Annotated in this window: 16 protein-coding genes; 6 read left to right on the top strand and 10 right to left on the bottom strand. The window is 74.4% G+C overall.

From position 1 onward, the window contains the following. Window positions 1-49: 49 nt before the first annotated feature. The 5 genes from paaE to paaA all read right to left on the bottom strand — a co-directional run bounded on the left by paaE (window position 50) and on the right by paaA (window position 3,811). Window positions 50-1,159, bottom strand: a complete 1,110-nt coding sequence (gene paaE / locus ACGFNF_RS16650) for a 1,2-phenylacetyl-CoA epoxidase subunit PaaE (RefSeq protein ID WP_357576712.1) — start codon at window positions 1,157-1,159, stop codon at window positions 50-52. Next, window positions 1,156-1,632 carry a 1,2-phenylacetyl-CoA epoxidase subunit PaaD gene (gene paaD / locus ACGFNF_RS16645; RefSeq protein ID WP_357576816.1) on the bottom strand — a complete coding sequence of 159 codons (477 nt, stop codon included), beginning with the start codon at window positions 1,630-1,632 and terminating at the stop codon, window positions 1,156-1,158. Before paaD ends, paaE begins: the two co-directional genes overlap by 4 nt. Before the next feature lie 72 nt (window positions 1,633-1,704). Beyond that, window positions 1,705-2,430, bottom strand: a complete 726-nt coding sequence (gene paaC, locus ACGFNF_RS16640; RefSeq protein ID WP_357576711.1) for a 1,2-phenylacetyl-CoA epoxidase subunit PaaC — start codon at window positions 2,428-2,430, stop codon at window positions 1,705-1,707. Then, window positions 2,427-2,747, bottom strand: a complete 321-nt coding sequence (gene paaB / locus ACGFNF_RS16635; RefSeq protein ID WP_101413756.1) for a 1,2-phenylacetyl-CoA epoxidase subunit PaaB — start codon at window positions 2,745-2,747, stop codon at window positions 2,427-2,429. Before paaB ends, paaC begins: the two co-directional genes overlap by 4 nt. Further along, on the bottom strand, window positions 2,744-3,811 hold the full coding sequence (gene paaA, locus ACGFNF_RS16630; RefSeq protein ID WP_357576710.1) for a 1,2-phenylacetyl-CoA epoxidase subunit PaaA: 1,068 nt from the start codon (window positions 3,809-3,811) through the stop codon (window positions 2,744-2,746). Before paaA ends, paaB begins: the two co-directional genes overlap by 4 nt. A 357-nt stretch (window positions 3,812-4,168) precedes the next feature. On the opposite strand from paaA, the gene ACGFNF_RS16625 reads away from it, so the two are divergent. Further along, window positions 4,169-5,125, top strand: a complete 957-nt coding sequence (locus ACGFNF_RS16625; RefSeq protein ID WP_393168764.1) for a hypothetical protein — start codon at window positions 4,169-4,171, stop codon at window positions 5,123-5,125. Next, window positions 5,125-6,072 (top strand): hypothetical protein, encoded by a 948-nt coding sequence (locus tag ACGFNF_RS16620; RefSeq protein ID WP_393168762.1) that lies wholly within the window; start codon window positions 5,125-5,127, stop codon window positions 6,070-6,072. The genes ACGFNF_RS16625 and ACGFNF_RS16620 overlap by 1 nt, the downstream gene beginning before the upstream one ends. Before the next feature lie 31 nt (window positions 6,073-6,103). On the opposite strand, the gene ACGFNF_RS16615 is transcribed toward ACGFNF_RS16620, so the two are convergent. The 3 genes from ACGFNF_RS16615 to ACGFNF_RS16605 are packed head-to-tail and all read right to left on the bottom strand — an operon-like array spanning window position 6,104 to window position 8,942. Further along, window positions 6,104-6,955: a menaquinone biosynthesis protein gene (locus ACGFNF_RS16615; protein ID WP_357576707.1), complete on the bottom strand. Its 852-nt coding sequence runs from the start codon at window positions 6,953-6,955 to the stop codon at window positions 6,104-6,106. Window positions 6,956-6,988: 33 nt separating this feature from the next. Then, the gene (locus tag ACGFNF_RS16610) at window positions 6,989-8,317 is read right to left on the bottom strand and encodes an MFS transporter (protein ID WP_393168760.1); all 1,329 of its coding nucleotides are present in this window, start codon (window positions 8,315-8,317) and stop codon (window positions 6,989-6,991) included. 40 nt (window positions 8,318-8,357) lie between these two features. Beyond that, window positions 8,358-8,942, bottom strand: coding sequence for an ArsR/SmtB family transcription factor (locus ACGFNF_RS16605; RefSeq protein ID WP_393168758.1), 585 nt, complete (start codon window positions 8,940-8,942; stop codon window positions 8,358-8,360). Window positions 8,943-9,187: 245 nt separating this feature from the next. Between ACGFNF_RS16605 and ACGFNF_RS16600 the strand changes: the two genes are divergently transcribed. The 4 genes from ACGFNF_RS16600 to ACGFNF_RS16585 all read left to right on the top strand — a co-directional run bounded on the left by ACGFNF_RS16600 (window position 9,188) and on the right by ACGFNF_RS16585 (window position 13,892). After that, on the top strand, window positions 9,188-11,296 hold the full coding sequence (locus ACGFNF_RS16600; protein WP_393168756.1) for a HelD family protein: 2,109 nt from the start codon (window positions 9,188-9,190) through the stop codon (window positions 11,294-11,296). A 57-nt stretch (window positions 11,297-11,353) separates the two neighbouring features. Then, on the top strand, window positions 11,354-12,280 hold the full coding sequence (locus tag ACGFNF_RS16595; RefSeq protein WP_393168754.1) for an ABC transporter ATP-binding protein: 927 nt from the start codon (window positions 11,354-11,356) through the stop codon (window positions 12,278-12,280). Between the two features lie 15 nt (window positions 12,281-12,295). Then, window positions 12,296-13,033 (top strand): ABC transporter permease, encoded by a 738-nt coding sequence (locus ACGFNF_RS16590; protein ID WP_393168752.1) that lies wholly within the window; start codon window positions 12,296-12,298, stop codon window positions 13,031-13,033. 97 nt (window positions 13,034-13,130) lie between these two features. After that, window positions 13,131-13,892, top strand: coding sequence for a VOC family protein (locus ACGFNF_RS16585; RefSeq protein WP_393168750.1), 762 nt, complete (start codon window positions 13,131-13,133; stop codon window positions 13,890-13,892). A gap of 28 nt (window positions 13,893-13,920) precedes the next feature. On the opposite strand, the gene ACGFNF_RS16580 is transcribed toward ACGFNF_RS16585, so the two are convergent. Together ACGFNF_RS16580 and ACGFNF_RS16575 are read right to left on the bottom strand one after the other, a co-directional pair. Continuing rightward, on the bottom strand, window positions 13,921-14,721 hold the full coding sequence (locus ACGFNF_RS16580) for an ABC transporter ATP-binding protein (RefSeq protein ID WP_393168748.1): 801 nt from the start codon (window positions 14,719-14,721) through the stop codon (window positions 13,921-13,923). A gap of 41 nt (window positions 14,722-14,762) precedes the next feature. Next, window positions 14,763-15,866, bottom strand: a complete 1,104-nt coding sequence (locus tag ACGFNF_RS16575) for a FecCD family ABC transporter permease (protein WP_393168746.1) — start codon at window positions 15,864-15,866, stop codon at window positions 14,763-14,765. Window positions 15,867-15,871: the final 5 nt, after the last annotated feature.

The following is a 15,871-nucleotide window of genomic DNA, read 5'->3' as shown; positions in this document are numbered from 1 at the left end:
GCGCCGACCCGCCGACCCGGCTGCGCCCGCCGAGCGGCGGGCGGACCGGTCAGGCGTCGTAGTCGACGGTGAGCCGGTCGGTCGTCGGGCTGGACTGGCAGGTGAGGACGTAGCCGGCGGCCACCTCGTCCGGCTCCAGCGCGTAGTTGCGGGCCATCGTGACCGCGCCGTCGACCACCTTGGCCTTGCAGGTGGAGCAGACCCCGCCCTTGCAGGCGTAGGGCAGCTCGCCGCGCACCTTCAGCGCCGCGTCCAGCACCCGCTCGTCGCGCCGCATCGTGAAGCGCGACGACCGGCCGTCCAGCAGGATGGTCACCTCGGCGCCGCCCCCCGGCTCGTCGGCCGGGCGTCGCGGCGGGGCCGGGGCCTCGGCGACGTGGAACAGCTCCGTGTGCACCGCCGACTCCGGCACGCCGCGCGCGGCGAGCACCTCCCGGGCGTCCACCACCATGTCGTACGGGCCACAGAGGAACCACTCGTCGACGGTGTCGCCGGGAACGACGGTGTCCAGCAGCCGGCCCAGCCGGTCGGCGTCGATCCGGCCGGAGAGCAGCGGCGACTCGCCCTGCTCCCGGGAGAGCACGTGCACCAGGTGCAGCCGGGTGGGCCATCGGTCCTTCAGGTCGGCCAGCTCCTCGGCGAACATCACCGTGTTCGCCGTGCGGTTGCCGTACACCAGCGTGAACGTGCTGGCCGGCTCGACGGCGAGCGCCGTCGCGACCAGCGCGAGCACCGGGGTGATGCCCGAGCCGGCGACCACCGCGCCGTAGTGGCGGGCCCGGTCCGGCGCGAGGGCCGTGGTGAAGTGCCCGAGTGGCGGCAGCACCTCGATCGTGTCGCCGCCGCGCAGCGCGCCGCAGGCGAAGGCGGAGAAGGCGCCGCCGGGGATCTCCCGCACGCCGATCCGCAGCCGGCCGTGCCGGGCCAGGTCGTCGGGCGTGGAGCAGATGGAGTACGACCGCCGCACGTCCTCACCGGCGGCGCCGGGGCGGCGGACGGTGAGGTGCTGGCCGGCCGAGAACGCGAACGTCTCCCGCAGCTCCGCCGGCACGGCGAAGGTGACCGCCACGGCGTCGTCGGTGAGCCGGTCGACGGCGGCGACGGACAGCGGGTGGAAGACCGGCCGGCGACGGACCGGGCGGGTGATGGTGACAGTCACAGCGCCTTCAGGTGGTCGAAGGGTTCACGGCAGGAACGGCAGCGCCAGAGCGCCTTGCACGCGGTCGAGCCGAAGCGGCTGACCTGCTCGGTCTCGGGCGATCCGCAGCGCGGGCAGCGGACGGCGAGGGTCAGCGGCACCACGTTGTCGGCGCGTACGGGCGACGGCGGGGCGATGCCGGCGGCGGCGAGCTTGGCCCGGCCGGCGTCGGAGATCCAGTCGGTGCTCCACGCCGGGCTGTAGACGGTCCGCACGTCGGCCTCGGGACGCCCGACGGCGGCCAGCGCCCGCCGGATGTCGGCGCGGATCACGTCCATCGCCGGGCAGCCGGTGTAGGTGGGGGTGATGGTCACGACCACCCGGCCGGTCGCCGGGTCCTCGTCGACCGCCCGCAGGATGCCGAGGTCGTCGATGGTGACCACCCGGATCTCCGGGTCCACCACCGCCGCCACGGCCTCCCTCGGAGTCACCAGTGCCTCCTCGCGCTCACCAGTGCCGCCTTCCGTTCGCGACTGCGGGGCTCCGCTGCGCTGCACTCCTCGCGCTCACCAGTTGGCCCCGGGGTGGGCGCGGTGCAGCACCTGCATCTCGGCGAGCAGGTAGGACAGGTGCTCGGTGTGCACGCCGTCCCGCCCGCCGCCCGGCGCCCAGCCGGACTCCGGCCGGGTCAGGGTGGCCTCGTCAAGCACGGCACCGACGGTGGCGTCGAAGTCGGCCCGCAGGGTGGCCGGGTCGACCGGCGCCGCCGGGTCGGAGGCGAACAGTTCGTGCGCGTACGGCCAGACCTGGTCGACCGCCGCCTGCATGCGCCGGTGCGACTCCTCGGTGCCGTCACCGAGCCGCCGCACCCACGTCGAGGCGTGGTCGAGGTGGTAGGCCGACTCCTTGCGGGCCTTGGCCCCGATCGCGGCCAGCCGCTCGTCGGCGCAGCCGGCCAGCGCGGTGTAGAGGGGAAGCTGGTAGGCCGCCAGGAAGAGCAGCTTCGCCATGGTGACCGCGAAGTCGCCGTTGGGCAGCTCCACGAGCAGGCAGTTGCGGAACTCCCGGTCGTCGCGGAGGAACGCCAGCGCGTCCTCGTCCCGGCCGGCGCCCTCCACCTCGCCCGCGTACGACAGCAGGAGCCGGGCCGCGCCGAGCTGGTCGAGGGCGATGTTGGCCAGCGCGATGTCCTCCTCCATCTCCGGCGCGCGGGTGGTCCACTCGGCCAGCCGCTGCGCCGCGACGAGCGCGTCGTCGCCGAGGGCGAGGGCGAAGTCGAAGGGGCCGTTCACAGGTGGGCCACCCCGTCCGGCACGTCGTAGAAGGTGGGATGCCGGTAGACCTTGTCGGCCGCCGGGTCGAAGAAGGCGTCCTTCTCGTCCGGGCTGGACGCGGTGATCGCGCCCGCCGGCACCACCCAGATGGAGACGCCCTCCTGGCGGCGGGTGTAGAGGTCCCGCGCGTTGCGCAGGGCCAGCTCGGCGTCGGGGGCGTGCAGGCTGCCGACGTGGGTGTGCGACAACCCGCGCCGCGCCCGCACGAAGACCTCCCACAGGGGCGACGGGGCGCTCACGCCGCGCTGCTCCGTCCGCTCGCTACGCTCGCTCACGCCGCTACCTTCTCCTTCTGCTCCACCCGCTTGGCGGCGTACGCCGCGGCGGCCTCCCGCACCCACGCGCCGTCGTCGTGGGCGCGGCGCCGGTGCTCCATCCGCTCCCGGTTGCACGGGCCGTTGCCCTTGATCACCCGCATCAGCTCGTCGTAGTCGGGCTGGGTGAAGTCGTACGACTGCCGGGACTCGTTCCAGCGCAGGTCGGGATCCGGGATCGTCAGGCCGAGGATCTCCGCCTGCTGCACGCACATGTCCACGAAGCGCTGGCGCAGCTCGTCGTTGGAGAAGCGCTTGATCTTCCAGGCCATGGACTGCGCCGAGTGGGTGGAGTCGGTGTCCGGCGGGCCGAACATCGCCAGCGACGGGTACCACCAGCGGTCGAGGGCGTCCTGCGCCATCGCCTTCTGCGCCGGGGTGCCGTGCGCGAGCGTGTGCAGGATCTCGTAGCCCTGCCGCTGGTGGAACGACTCCTCCTTGCAGACCCGGATCATCGCCCGCGCGTACGGCCCGTAGGAGCAGCGGCAGAGCGGGACCTGGTTGACGATGGCGGCGCCGTCCACCAGCCAGCCGATGGCGCCCACGTCGGCCCAGGTCAGGGTGGGGTAGTTGAAGATCGAGCTGTACTTCTGCCGGCCGTTGAGCAGCAGCTCGACCAGCTCGTCCCGGCTGATCCCGAGGGTCTCGGCGGCGGCGTAGAGGTAGAGGCCGTGGCCGGCCTCGTCCTGGACCTTGGCCAGCAGGATCGCCTTGCGCTTGAGCGAGGGGGCGCGGCTGATCCAGTTGCCCTCCGGCTGCATGCCGATGATCTCGGAGTGCGCGTGCTGCGCGATCTGCCGGATCAGCGTCTTGCGGTACGCCTCGGGCATCCAGTCGCGCGGCTCGATCTTCTGGTCGGCGTCGATGACCTCGGCGAAGTACGCCTCGAGGTCCTCGTCCGGGCCGGGGGCGCCGCCCCGGCGGCCACGTGCGGCGGCCTCCCGCAGGGCCGCCTCCGCCGCCTCGACCTCGCCGAGCAGGCCACCGCCGGGTGCGTCCTCGGCGGAGAAGTCGTTGCCATACATGGGGTCAAGTGTTACAGCTCGCCTCTCGGGACACCAGAGGGTGTAACAGGTTTCCGGAGGCAGTTTCGGTACGGGGAAGGGGCTCCGGCAGCCGGGCAAACTATGACTTGGCTCACTATGAGAAGCTGAATCCTCTCAACAGCCGCATAGCGGCTCGATATCCCGCCTACATGGCAAGTTGCCAGGTGTCGGGTCCTGGCGCGCCGCCGATCCGCACGTAGACTTCCCCCGTCACACCGATCGGCTGCCGACGATCGCCCGAGAAACACGGAGGGCGCATCCCCCGCCTCGGCGAGCCGCCGATCCGTCCGACAACCAGCCGGTCCCCCGGCCCTGACATCTGGAGCTCATCCACTCATGCGATCCCGCGTGACCCTGGTGCTCGCCGTCGTGGCGGTCCTCCTCGGTGGTGGCCTGCTCGTCCCGGCCGCGTACGCCCGACTCACCGGCGACGACGCCGCGAGCGGCGGAAGCGGTGGCGGAAGCGTGGCGGCGCCCGCGCCGGTCCCGCCCGCGCCGCCGACCCTGGCCGCCGGCCCGGTGGCGGTGGACTTCAAGGGCGAGTTCTTCTCGTGGGCCCTGATGGACCGGGAGACCGGCGAGATCTCCGGGTCGAAGAACCTGGCCTCGACCAGCTCCACCGAGTCGATGATCAAGGCCTGGTTCGCGGCGGACTACCTCCGCCAGCTCGGCGACAAGCCGCTGCCGGCCGAGCGCAAGAAGCAGATCACCACCGCCATCCGGGACAGCAACGACGACGCCGCCAACGCCCTGTACGGCGCGGTGGGTCGGGCCGCCACGATCAAGCGGATGATCAGCACCTGCGAACTCACCGACACCAAGCCGGGCAACGTGCCCGGCTACGTGGGCTGGTGGAGCTTCACCCGGATGTCCCCGCGCGACGCCGTCCGGCTCGGCGACTGCATCGCCGAAGGCACGGCCGCCGGCCCCAAGTGGACGAAGCTCCTGCTGGACGAGATGAGCAAGGTCAGGGGCAGCACGGCCGCCAAGGACCAGAAGGCCCGCTCCGGCGGTGGCCGCTGGGGCATCATCGACGGCCTCCCCCCGGCGATCGTCAGCCAGGGCCCGGTCAGCATGAAGAACGGCTGGACGCCCCTCAACTACGACGGCAACTGGCACGTCAACTGCCTCGCGGTGACCGACAGGTGGAGCCTCGCGGTGATGCTGCGCTACCCGCAGAAGAGCGGGCTGAACTACGGCGCGCAGGTCTGCGCCTCGGTCGCCAGCCAGCTCGTGACCCCGCAGCCGGGTGCCGCCCTCAAGGTGCCGCAGCAGCCCGCCGGGAAGCTCTGATGCCGCGACAGCGCCGGGCCGACGAGCCCGCCGACGCCTCCCCCCGCAGGCTCATCGCCATCGCGGTGGTCCTCATCTGCCTGGTGCTCGTCTCGCTGCGGCTGCTGCCGGGCTCGCCGTTCGAGTCCCGCGCCGCCGCCGAGTGGGGCACCCCCGCCGGCCCGGCCGAGCGCGCCACGACCGCCCCGAGTGACCGCAGCTCCCGGCCCTCGCCGTCGCCGAGCCCGACGCCGGAGCCGGAGCCGCTGCCGTTCGAGGCCAAGGAGCTCGACCTCGACATCGAGGGCTGGTACTCCTGGAGCGTCCTCGACCGCCGCACCGGGGAGATCGTCGGCTCCGACAACATGGACGAGACCAGCACCACAGCGTCGCTGATCAAGGCGTGGATCGTCGCCGACCACCTGCGCCGCGCCGACGAGAACGGCCAGACCCCGAGCGCCGCCAAGCTGGCCGACGCCACGAAGATCATCCGGGACAGCGACAACACCCGGACCCAGCAGTTCTACAACGCGCTGGGCGGGTCCGCCTCGATCAAGCGGCTGCTCGCCAAGTGCGAGCTGACCGACAGCAGCGTCGCCAGCGACGGCGGCTGGAGCCGGACGAAGCTCTCCCCCCGGGACACCGCCCGGATGGGCGCCTGCATCGCCGACGGCCGCGCCGCGGGGCCGAAGTGGACCAAGTGGCTGCTCAACGAGATGCGGCTGGTCAGGGGCGGCGGCGACTTCGGCATCCGTAAGGCGTTCCCGGCCGCCGAACGCAAGAACATCGCCATCAAGAACGGCTGGATCGACCGGACCAAGGAGCAGGAGATGCACATCAACTGCCTGGCCATCGGCGACACCTGGACGATGGGCGTGATGGTCCGCTACCCGATCGGCAAGGGCTACGAGTACGGCATGAAGAACTGCCAGAAGATCACCGAAGCCCTCCTCCGCCCCACCACCTAGACCCGACCACCGCCCCGGGCCGGCCAGAGGTTCAGCCCGTGAAGAAGGCCGGGCCGGAGGGGGGCAGGGGCGGGGCGGCGTCGATGGCGGCGGCGCGGCGCGCGAACTCGCGCAGGCCCGCCACCTGGCGCTCGCCGAGGGAGAAGTCCAGCGCCCGGAAGTACGTCGCCAGGGTCGCCGCGTCGAACGGCTCCCAGCGCGCGGCCGCCTCGGCCACCTGGTCCAGCTCGGCCAGGCAGAGGTCCCGGGAGCGCAGGAACGCCTCGTGCACCTCCTTGACCAGGCCGGGGTGGGCGGCGGCGAAGTCGCGGCGTACCGCCCAGACGGCGAAGACCATCGGCAGGCCCGTCCACTCCCGCCACGCCTGCCCGAGGTCGGTGACCTCCAGCCCACGCTTCGGCGCCTCGTAGAGGGCGCGCAGCGCCACGTCGCCGATCAGCACCCCGGCGTCGGCCTCGAGCAGCATCTGGGTCAGGTCGGGCGGGCAGCGGAAGTACTCGGGGTTCACCCCGTACCGCTCGCCGAGCAGCAACTGGGCCAGCAGCACCCCGGTCCGCGAGGTCGAGCCCAGCGCCACCTTGCCGTGGCCGAGCTCGGCCAGCGGGCGGGTGGAGACGACGTTGACGGACAGCACCGGGCCGTCGCTGCCGACCGCCAGGTCGGGCAGGAGCAGCAGCTCGTCGGCGTGCCGCAGGTACTCCACCTGCGAGATCGGGCCGATGTCCAGGTCACCGGCGACCAGGGCGGCGCTGAGCCGGTCCGGGGAGTCCTTGTGCAGGTCGACGTCGATCAGGGCGCCGGAGCGCATCAGCCCCCAGTAGATCGGCAGGCAGTTCAGGAACTGGATGTGCCCGACCCGGGGGCGTGCGACGTGCTCAGCCATGCCCCGACCGTATCCCCGCCACCGTCGCGTGGCTCAGTGGGCCGGGGTGGGAGTGGCCAACCCCGCATCCGCCGGGTGGTCGCCGTCCCCCGCCTCGCCCGGCGCGCCGTCCGCACCGCCCGCCCGGGCCGCCGCCGTCGGCCCGGCGCCGGCCGCCCGGACCCGTCGGACGGACCGGGCGACGGCCGGCACGAACGCCACCACGACCAGCAGGCCGACCGCGCCGGCCGCCGCGATCAGGGGTCGCGGCGACAGCAGCGCCAGCAGGGCGCCCCCGATCAGGTAGCCCCCCATCGAGCCGCCCTGCACGGCCGCGCCGTAGAGGGCGTACGCCCGGCCGCGTGACGCCTCCGGCACCCGCCGGGCGGTGAGCAGGTTGGCGAAGACGTTCTCCCCGCCGTTCGCCGCGCCCGCGACCAGCCAGAGCGGGACCAGCAGCGCGGCCGTGGGCACGGCGGCGGCGACCAGCACCATGAGGCAGATGCCGCCGAGCGTCGCCAGCACCCCGTACACCAGGGCGCCGTCGTCGGTGAGCCGGTGGGCCAGCCGGGCGCAGAGCCAGCTGCCGGGCAGCATCCCCGCCATCCAGGCGGCACCGACCAGCCCGTACACCGTGGGCGAGCTGTCGAGGGTCTCGCGGATGAAGAAGACCTCGACCACGTTGATGCCGCCGACGGCGGTGATGACCGCGGCCGTGCTGACGACGACGGCCAGCAGCAGCGGGTCGCCGCGCAGCCGCCACGCCGGGGCCCGTCCCGTCCCGGACGCGGGTGCGGCCGTGGCCCGCCGGCCGCCCCTGCGGGTACGCAGCAGCAGGCCCGCGGCCACCAGGGCGAGGTAGCTCCCGGCGTCGATGAGCAGGGGTACGCGCGCACCGAACTGCCCGACCAGCAGCCCGGCGAGCACGGGGCCGCCGAGCGCGCCCAGGCTGCTGGCCGTCTGGCTGATCGCGCTCGCCCGGGGCAGGTCGGCGGGGCGCACCATCGCCGGCAGCAGCGCCGCCAGGCAGGGGTGGGTCACGGCCAGCCCGCAGGCGAGCAGCGCGACGAGCCCGATGATCAGGGCCGGGTGGGTGGCGAAGGCGAGCAGGGCGCAGACGGCCGCCTGTCCCAGGCCGGCGGTGACCAGCAGCTTCCGGCTGTCCACCCGGTCGGCGAGGCGCCCGGTGAGCGGGGCGAGCACCACCAGCGGCAGGGTCGCCGCCAACAGCAGTCCGGACACGGCGATGCCGCTGGCGCCGGCGGACTGGAGGGCGAGCGCCAGGGCGGTGGCGGCGAGGAAGTCACCGCACATCGAGGTGCCGCGCGCGGTGGCGGCGAGCCAGACGTCGGACCAGCGCGACCCGTCAGTTGTGAAGGACATACTTCGAAAATAATCCTTCACAACTGATCGAAGCAACCCCCTACGCCAGCGGCACCGCCCGGTACTGCACCGCCACCGTGCGCGCCCCGGCCGGCGGATCCGCCTGCCGGTTCCGCTGCCGGTACGGCTCGAACAACGCGCTGACCGCCTCGTTCAGCCCGGCCAGCTCGTCGGCGGTGAGCAGCAGCAGCGTGTCGCTGAACAGCGCGACGTCGTACCACTCGGCGGGCTCGTCCCCGGCGCGGCGCAGCCAGTCCCGGGTCCGCTCCATGTCCCGGGCCGCGTGCGCCTCCACCAGCGCCTGCTCGGCCGTGCGCGCCTCCGGGCCGGCGGACTGTCCCGCGTCGACCATCAGGGTCCGGCCGACCGTGCGCCACAGCCGCTCGCGCGCGTCCCCCCGGCTCGGCGCCTGCTCCACCAGGCCCGACCTGGCCAGCGCCCGGAGGTGGTAGCTGGTCGCGCTCGGCGACAGCCCGGCCACCTCCGCACACTCCGTGGCGGTCGCACCGCCCTCCACCACGCCCAGGTGTTCCATGATCGCGATTCGGGCCGGATGGGCCAGCGCCCGCATCACCTGCGGGTCGCTGATCGTGATCCGGCGCTGTTCGGGACGCGCCTCCGTCATTCGTCCATGATTCCTGGTCGCCCGCCCGCCGTGGGTCGCCGGTCGACCGGCACCGGAGGTCCAGCGGCGGACGGCGGCGCCACGGTCGAAATCCGGTGGAGCGTCACGCGCCCGGCGCGTAGGCTGTCAGGTCGCTTGACGGCCAGGGTGAGGTGACCACCGCATCGGACGTCCCGCGCCGGGGGCCGGCCCATCCGCCCGCCGGACACGCGAGCGACCGGCAGTAGACCCCGACGGGATTCAGCGTGACCGACCTCGATCTCGACCTCGACGCCGACCTCGCCGCCGAACGCGAGCACCTCGCCACCTCCCGGGCCGCCCTGGCGCAGATGCGGGAACGCGCCCAGGCCCTCTTCTCGACCGGCGACCAGGTGGCCGGCGACGCGTACGCGGCCGAGACCCTCGGGCGCACCCTGGCCCGCCGGGTCGCCGAACTCGCCGACGACCCCACCACGCCGCTCTTCTTCGGGCGCCTCGACTTCGGTGCGACGACCGGGGCCCCGCCCGCCGACGACCCGCCCGGCGACCCCGGCGACGGGCCGGACGGGTGGCACGCGGACCACGCCGGGCGGCGCTACCACGTCGGCCGGCGGCACGTCACCGACGACCGGGGCGAGCCGCTGGTGCTGGACTGGCGGGCCCCCGTCTCCCGGTCGTTCTACCGAGCGAGCGCGCGCGACCCGCAGGGCGTGGCGGTACGGCGCCGCTTCGGGTTCAGCAGCGGGGCGCTTACCAGCTTCGAGGACGAGCGCCTCGACCGGGGCGAGGAACTGGGCACGACCAGCCGGATCCTGACCGCCGAGATCGAACGGCCGCGCGTCGGGCCGATGCGCGACATCGTCGCCACCATCCAGCCCGAGCAGGACGAGCTGGTCCGGGCAGACCTCGCCGACTCGATCTGCGTGCAGGGCGCCCCGGGCACCGGCAAGACGGCCGTCGGCCTGCACCGGGCCGCGTACCTGCTCTACCTGCACCGGGAGCGGCTGCGCCGCTCCGGCGTGCTGATCGTGGGGCCGAACCGGGCCTTCCTGTCGTACATCGCGGCGGTGCTGCCGGCACTGGGCGAGGTCGAGGTCGAGCAGGCCACCGTGGAGGACCTGGTCGGCCGGGTGCCGGTGCGGGCCGTCGAGGACCCGGCGGTGGCCGCCATCAAGCACGACGCCCGGATGGCCGAGGTGCTGCGCCGGGCAGTCGACGCGCACATCGGCGAGCCGACCGAGCCGATCATGGTCTCGGACGGCTCGTTCCGCTGGCGGATCGGCCTGGACCCGCTGCACCGGGTGGTCCAGGAGACCCGCCGGGAACGACTGCCGTACGCCACGGGGCGCGAGCGCGTCCGGGCCCGGGTGGTGGCGCTGCTGCAACGGCAGGCCGAGGCGCGGCGCGCCGAGTCCCCGAGCGACGCCTGGCTGCGCCGGATGGGCAAGGCCACCCCGGTCACCGCCTTCCTCGACGCGGTCTGGCCGGCGCTCACCCCGGAAGGGCTGGTGCACGCCCTGCTCGGCGACCCGCAGCGGCTCGCCGCGGCGGCGGACGGGCTGCTCGACGCCGAGGAGCAGGCGCGGCTGTGCAGGCTCGCCGCCCCGGCCGGCACGAAGCTCGGGCGTACGCCGAAGGCCACGAAGTGGACGGCGGCCGACGCCGTGCTGATCGACGAGGCGGCCGGGCTGATCGAGCGGCCGGGCGGCTTCGGGCACGTCGTCGTCGACGAGGCCCAGGACCTCTCCCCGATGCAGTGCCGGGTGATCGCCCGACGCAGCGAGCACGGGTCGATCACGCTCCTCGGCGACCTGGCCCAGGGCACCGCCCCGTGGGCCGCCGCCGACTGGCGGGAGTCCCTGCGCCACCTCGGCAAACCGGACGCCGTCGTGGTGCCGCTGACCGTCGGGTTCCGGGTGCCCGCCGCCGTGGTGGCGTTCGCCAACCGGCTGCTGCCGGCGCTCGCCGTCGACGTGCCCCCGGCCGAGTCGCTGCGCCGCGACGGCGCGCTCGACGTGCGTACCGTCGACGACCTGGCCGCCGCGACGGTGGCCGAGGTGCGCGCGGCGCTCGCGTTCGACGGCTCGGTGGCGGTGATCGCCGCCGACGACGCGGTCGGCGGGCTGCGGGCGGCGCTGGAGGCCGCTGGCGTCGACACCGCGACCGTCGACGAGCCGGCCGCCGCGGCGCGCGTCACGGTGGTGCCCGCGACCCTGGTCAAGGGCCTGGAGTACGACCACGTCATCGTCGTCGAGCCGGCGGCGATCGTGGCCGCCGAACCGCGCGGCCTGCACCGGCTCTACGTGGTGCTCACACGGGCGGTCTCCCGACTCGCCGTGCTGCACACCCGACCGCTCCCCGCGCCGCTCGGCTGACCCGGACTTGCGCCGGGGCGGTAGACAGGTGTCCGTGACGCCCTCGACGAGTCTCCCGTGATCCTCGCCCGCGCCGAGGCGGTCAGCCGCCGCTACGGCGACGTGCTCGCCCTCGACCGGGTCGACCTGGAGGTCTCCGCCGGCGAGCTGGTCGGCCTGCTCGGCCCGAACGGGGCCGGCAAGAGCACCCTGCTGAACCTGCTCGTCGGGCTGCGCCGGCCCACCGCCGGCCGGGTCGAGCTGTTCGGCGGCGACCCCCGTGACCCGGCGAGCCGGCGGCGGATCGGGGTCACCCCGCAGGAGACGGGCCTGCCCGGCACGCTGCGGGTCGGCGAGGTGGTGGACTTCGTCGCCGCCCACCACCCCGACCCGGTCCCTCGGGGCGAGCTGCTCGACCGCTTCGGCCTCGGCGAGCTGGCCCGGCGGCAGACCGGGGGCCTCTCCGGCGGGCAGCGCCGCCGACTCGCGGTGGCGCTCGCCTTCGTCGGCCGGCCCCGGCTGGTGCTGCTCGACGAGCCGACCACCGGCCTGGACGTCGCGGCGCGGCACACCCTGTGGGAGGCGATCCGGGCGTTCCACGACGACGGCGGCACCGTGCTGCTGAGCAGCCACTACCTGGAGGAGGTCGAGGCGCTGGCCCGGCGGGTGGTGGTAATCGGGCAGGGCCGGGTGCTGGCCGACGACACGGTCGACGCGATCCGGGGCATCGTCGGCGTACGCCGGGTCAGCCTGGTCGCCGACGCGCTGCCCGCGCTGCCCGCGCTGCCCGGCGTCGTCCGCACCGAGCGGGTCGACGGCCGCACGCACCTGCTCACCACCGACGCCGACGAGCTGGTGCGGGCCCTGGTCACCGCCGGGGTGGCGTTCGCCGACCTGGAGGTCCGCCCCACCTCGCTCGAGGAGGCGTTCCTCGCCATCACCGCGCCCGGCTCCGGAGCCGACCGTCCGACGACCGCCGTGGCCGGCCCGCCGGCCACCGCCTGAGGGGACGGTTCTCCCATGCGCCTCGCCCTGGTCCACGCCCGCTACCAGCTCCTGGAGACGGTCCGCATCCCGATCGCCGTCTTCGGCAGCGCCTTCTTCCCCGCCGTCGCGATGCTCTTCTTCGTGGTGCCGTTCGCCGGCAAGGACCCGGTCGGCGCCACCTACGCCACCGCCGCCATGGTCACCTTCTCGGTGATGAGCGCGAACATCTTCCAGTACGGCGTCGGGGTCGCCGAGGACCGCGACCAGCCCTGGAACCCGTACACCCGCACCCTGCCGGCCGGGCCCGCGCCCCGCTTCGCCGGGCGGGTGCTGGCCGGGCTGGCACTCACCTACCTCTCCCTGGTGCCGGTGGTGGTGATCGGGGCGACGCTCACCGAGGCGCGGGTCAGCGCACCGGCGTTCCTGCTGGCCCTGGCGATCGTCACGGTGATCTCGGTGCCGTTCACGCTGCTGGGTCTCGCCATCGGCTACTCGATGCCCAGCAAGGCGGCGATCGTCGTGGCGCAGGTCGTCTTCTTTCCGCTCGCCTTCGGGGGCGGGCTGCTCTCCGCACCGGACCAGGCGCCCGGCTTCGTCGAGGCCGTCGCGCCGTTCCTGCCGACCCGGGGCGCGGTGGAGCTGATGTGGGCGGCGGTCGGCGACTACCCGGTCAACCCGCTGTCGATGGTCATGCTCGGGGTCTGGGTGGTGCTGCTGGCGCTGCTGGCCGGGTGGGCGTACCGGCGCGACGAGGGTCGACGGTTCAGCTGACGTTTCGGCCGATCCGCCACGTGGCGCGGCGGGTCGGTGCCACGATTCCGGCAGGGGCGTGCCGGCGTGGCCGTCCCCCGCCGAGAGGGGGGTCGACGTGAGCATCGTCCCGCCGGGCACACCCTGCTGGGTCGACCTCGCCACCCCGGGCCTCGCCGAGGCGCGGCGGTTCTACCCCGAGCTGTTCGGTTGGACCGGCCGGATCGACCCGGAGCCCGAGGCGGGCGGCTACACGGTCTTCCTGCTCGGCGGGCGGGCGGTGGCGGGCGCGGGACCGCCGGCCATCCCCGACCAGGTGCCGATCTGGTCGACGTACCTGGCGACCGACGACGCGGACCTGGTGGCCGGCCGGGTCGAGCGGGCCGGCGGGCAGGTCGTGGTGCCCCCGTTCGAGGTCTTCGACCAGGGACGGATGGCGGTCTTCGCCGACCCCGCCGGCGCGACGTTCAGCGTCTGGCAGCCGATGTCGATGCCCGGCGCCGAGGTCTTCGACGTCCCGGGGGCGCTGACCTGGACCGAGCTGGTCACCCCCGATCCGGAGGGCGCGAAGGTCTTCTACGAGCTGGTCTTCGGCTGGCAACCGGACGACCAGCAGGCGGGCCCGGTCACGTACACCGGCTGGCGGCTCGGCACCCGGATCGTGGCCGGCATGGTGCCACCGCTCGGTGACGGGTTCCCGGCGGACACGCCCGCGTACTGGTCGGTGTACTTCGCCGTGGCCGACGCCGACGCGGTCGCCGCCCGCGCCGCCGAACTCGGCGGCACCATCCTCGTCCCGCCCCAGGCCGCCCCGGCGGGCCGCTACGCCGCCCTCCGCGACCCCCACGGCGCCCTCTTCAACATCCTCACCCGCCCCTGACCATCCCCACCCGCGCGGGGCGGGACGGTCAGCGACGGGGGCGGATCGGGACGACCAGGGGGCCGTGGTCGCCGTCAACGACGCGGACCGTGGCGCGGTACCAGGTGGCCAGGAGTTGCTCGGTGAGCACCTCGCGGGGGGTGCCGGCGGCGACCACCCGGCCGTCGGCCAGCAGCACCATGCGATCGGCGTACTCGCCGGCGATGGAGAGGTCGTGCATGGTGGCGAGCACGGTCAGGCCGTGCTCGCGGCGCAGCCGGTCGACCAGCTCCAGCACCTCCTGCTGGTGGCCGATGTCCAGGGCGCTGGTCGGCTCGTCCAGCAGCAGCAGGGTCGCGCCCTGGGCCAGCGCGCGGGCCAGGAAGACCCGCTGCCGCTCACCGCCGGAGAGGGTGGCCAGTTCCCGGTCGTGGAACCCGGCCAGGTCCAGCCCGTCGAGCACCTCGTGGGCGGCGGCCAGGTCGGCGGCCGACTCCCGGCCCAGCGTCGGGATGTAGGGGGTGCGGCCCAGCAGCACGTAGTCGAGCACCGTCATGCCGGCCGGCACGACCGGGGACTGGGCGACCGTGGCGACCACCCGGGCGCGGTCGCGGCGGCGCAGCGCCTCGCTGCGCGTACCGAAGAGGGAGACGGCGCCCGGCGCGGGCAGCAGGCCGCCGACGGCGCGCAGCAGGGTCGACTTCCCCGCGCCGTTCGGGCCGATCACGGTGACCCACTCGCCGGCGGCGACGGTCAGGTCGACGCCGGCCAGGATCGGCGTGCCGTCCAGGCGCACGTGCAGGTCGCGCACCTCGACGGCGGGCACGGCGGCCACGTCGGGGGCCCCCACGGCCCCACCGTCCGCCGGCCGCGCGGCCGCGCGCCGCGCGCTCACCCGAGCATCCGACGGGAGGTACGCAGCACCAGCACGAAGAACGGGCCGCCGAGCAGTGCGGTGACCACGCCGATCGGGATCTCCGACGGGGCGGCTGCGGTGCGGGCCACCACGTCGGTCAGGGCCAGGAAGGCCCCGCCGAAGAGCAGCGAGAGCGGCAGGATCACCCGGTAGCTCGACCCGACGAGCAGCCGGACGGTGTGCGGCACGATGATCCCGACGAAGCCGATCAGGCCGGACGCGGAGACGGCGGCGGCGGTGCCGAGCGAGGCGGCGGCGATGAGCAGGTAGCGGGACCGCTGCGGATGCAGTCCGAGGCTCGTGGCCTCGTCGTCGCCGACGGAGAGCACGTCGAGTTCCCGCCGGTGCAGCAGCACCACGAACGCGGTGATCAGGAAGTACGGCAGCACCAGCCGCACGTCGTGCCAGCCGGCGGTGGCGAGCCGCCCGAGCAGCCAGGAGTAGACCTGCTGGATGCTGTCGGAGTTGCGTTGCAGCAGGTACGTCTGCCCGGCGGAGAGGAACGCGGAGACGGCCACGCCGGCGAGGATCAGCGTGGCGGTGGAGCGGCCGCGCCCGCCGGAGACGCCCAGCAGGTAGGTCATCGCCACCGCGCCGATCGAGCCGACGAACGCGGCCAGCGGGATGGTGAGCGGCAGCCCGGTCAGCGCGCCGCCAGCCCCGACGCCGAGGGTGATCACCGCCGTGACCGCGAGCCCGGCCCCGGCCGCCACCCCGAGCAGGTACGGGTCGGCCAGCGGGTTGCGGAACACGCCCTGGTAGCAGCCGCCGGCCAGGGCGAGCAGCCCGCCGACCAGCAGCCCGAGCACCACCCGGGGCAGCCGCAGCTCGGTGACGATGGCGATCTCGCGCTCGGAGAGCCCGCTGTCGAGGCGTACCCCCGGGATGAGGTTCAGCAGCTCGGCCGCGACGCTGCCCGGCGGCAGGCTGACCGGGCCGAGGGACACCCCGGCGACCAGGGCGACGAGCACCGCGGCGACCCCGGCGGCGAGCCAGCGGGGCCGCAGCCCGGCGGGCCGGGACGCGGGGAGCGTCCCGGCCCGCCGGGCGGGCGGCGCCTTCACGAGCGGACGGCTCATGGACG

The sequence above is a fragment of the Micromonospora sp. NPDC048868 genome (genome assembly GCF_043198195.1).
GTDB classification, from domain to species: Bacteria; Actinomycetota; Actinomycetes; order Mycobacteriales; family Micromonosporaceae; genus Micromonospora; species Micromonospora reichwaldensis.
The sequence above is the reverse complement of the archived record's forward strand: the minus strand, read 5'-3'. Positions and strand labels throughout refer to the sequence as shown.

What these genes read in the sequence shown, in the direction of transcription:
- ACGFNF_RS16625 (WP_393168764.1), top strand. Translation starts at nt 4,169, where the DNA reads ATGCGATCCCGCGTGACCCTGGTGCTCGCCGTCGTGGCGGTCCTCCTC.
- ACGFNF_RS16610 (WP_393168760.1), bottom strand. Translation starts at nt 8,317, where the DNA reads ATGTCCTTCACAACTGACGGGTCGCGCTGGTCCGACGTCTGGCTCGCC.
- ACGFNF_RS16590 (WP_393168752.1), top strand. Translation starts at nt 12,296, where the DNA reads ATGCGCCTCGCCCTGGTCCACGCCCGCTACCAGCTCCTGGAGACGGTC.
- ACGFNF_RS16605 (WP_393168758.1), bottom strand. Translation starts at nt 8,942, where the DNA reads ATGACGGAGGCGCGTCCCGAACAGCGCCGGATCACGATCAGCGACCCG.
- ACGFNF_RS16575 (WP_393168746.1), bottom strand. Translation starts at nt 15,866, where the DNA reads ATGAGCCGTCCGCTCGTGAAGGCGCCGCCCGCCCGGCGGGCCGGGACG.
- ACGFNF_RS16620 (WP_393168762.1), top strand. Translation starts at nt 5,125, where the DNA reads ATGCCGCGACAGCGCCGGGCCGACGAGCCCGCCGACGCCTCCCCCCGC.
- ACGFNF_RS16615 (WP_357576707.1), bottom strand. Translation starts at nt 6,955, where the DNA reads ATGGCTGAGCACGTCGCACGCCCCCGGGTCGGGCACATCCAGTTCCTG.
- paaA (WP_357576710.1), bottom strand. Translation starts at nt 3,811, where the DNA reads ATGTATGGCAACGACTTCTCCGCCGAGGACGCACCCGGCGGTGGCCTG.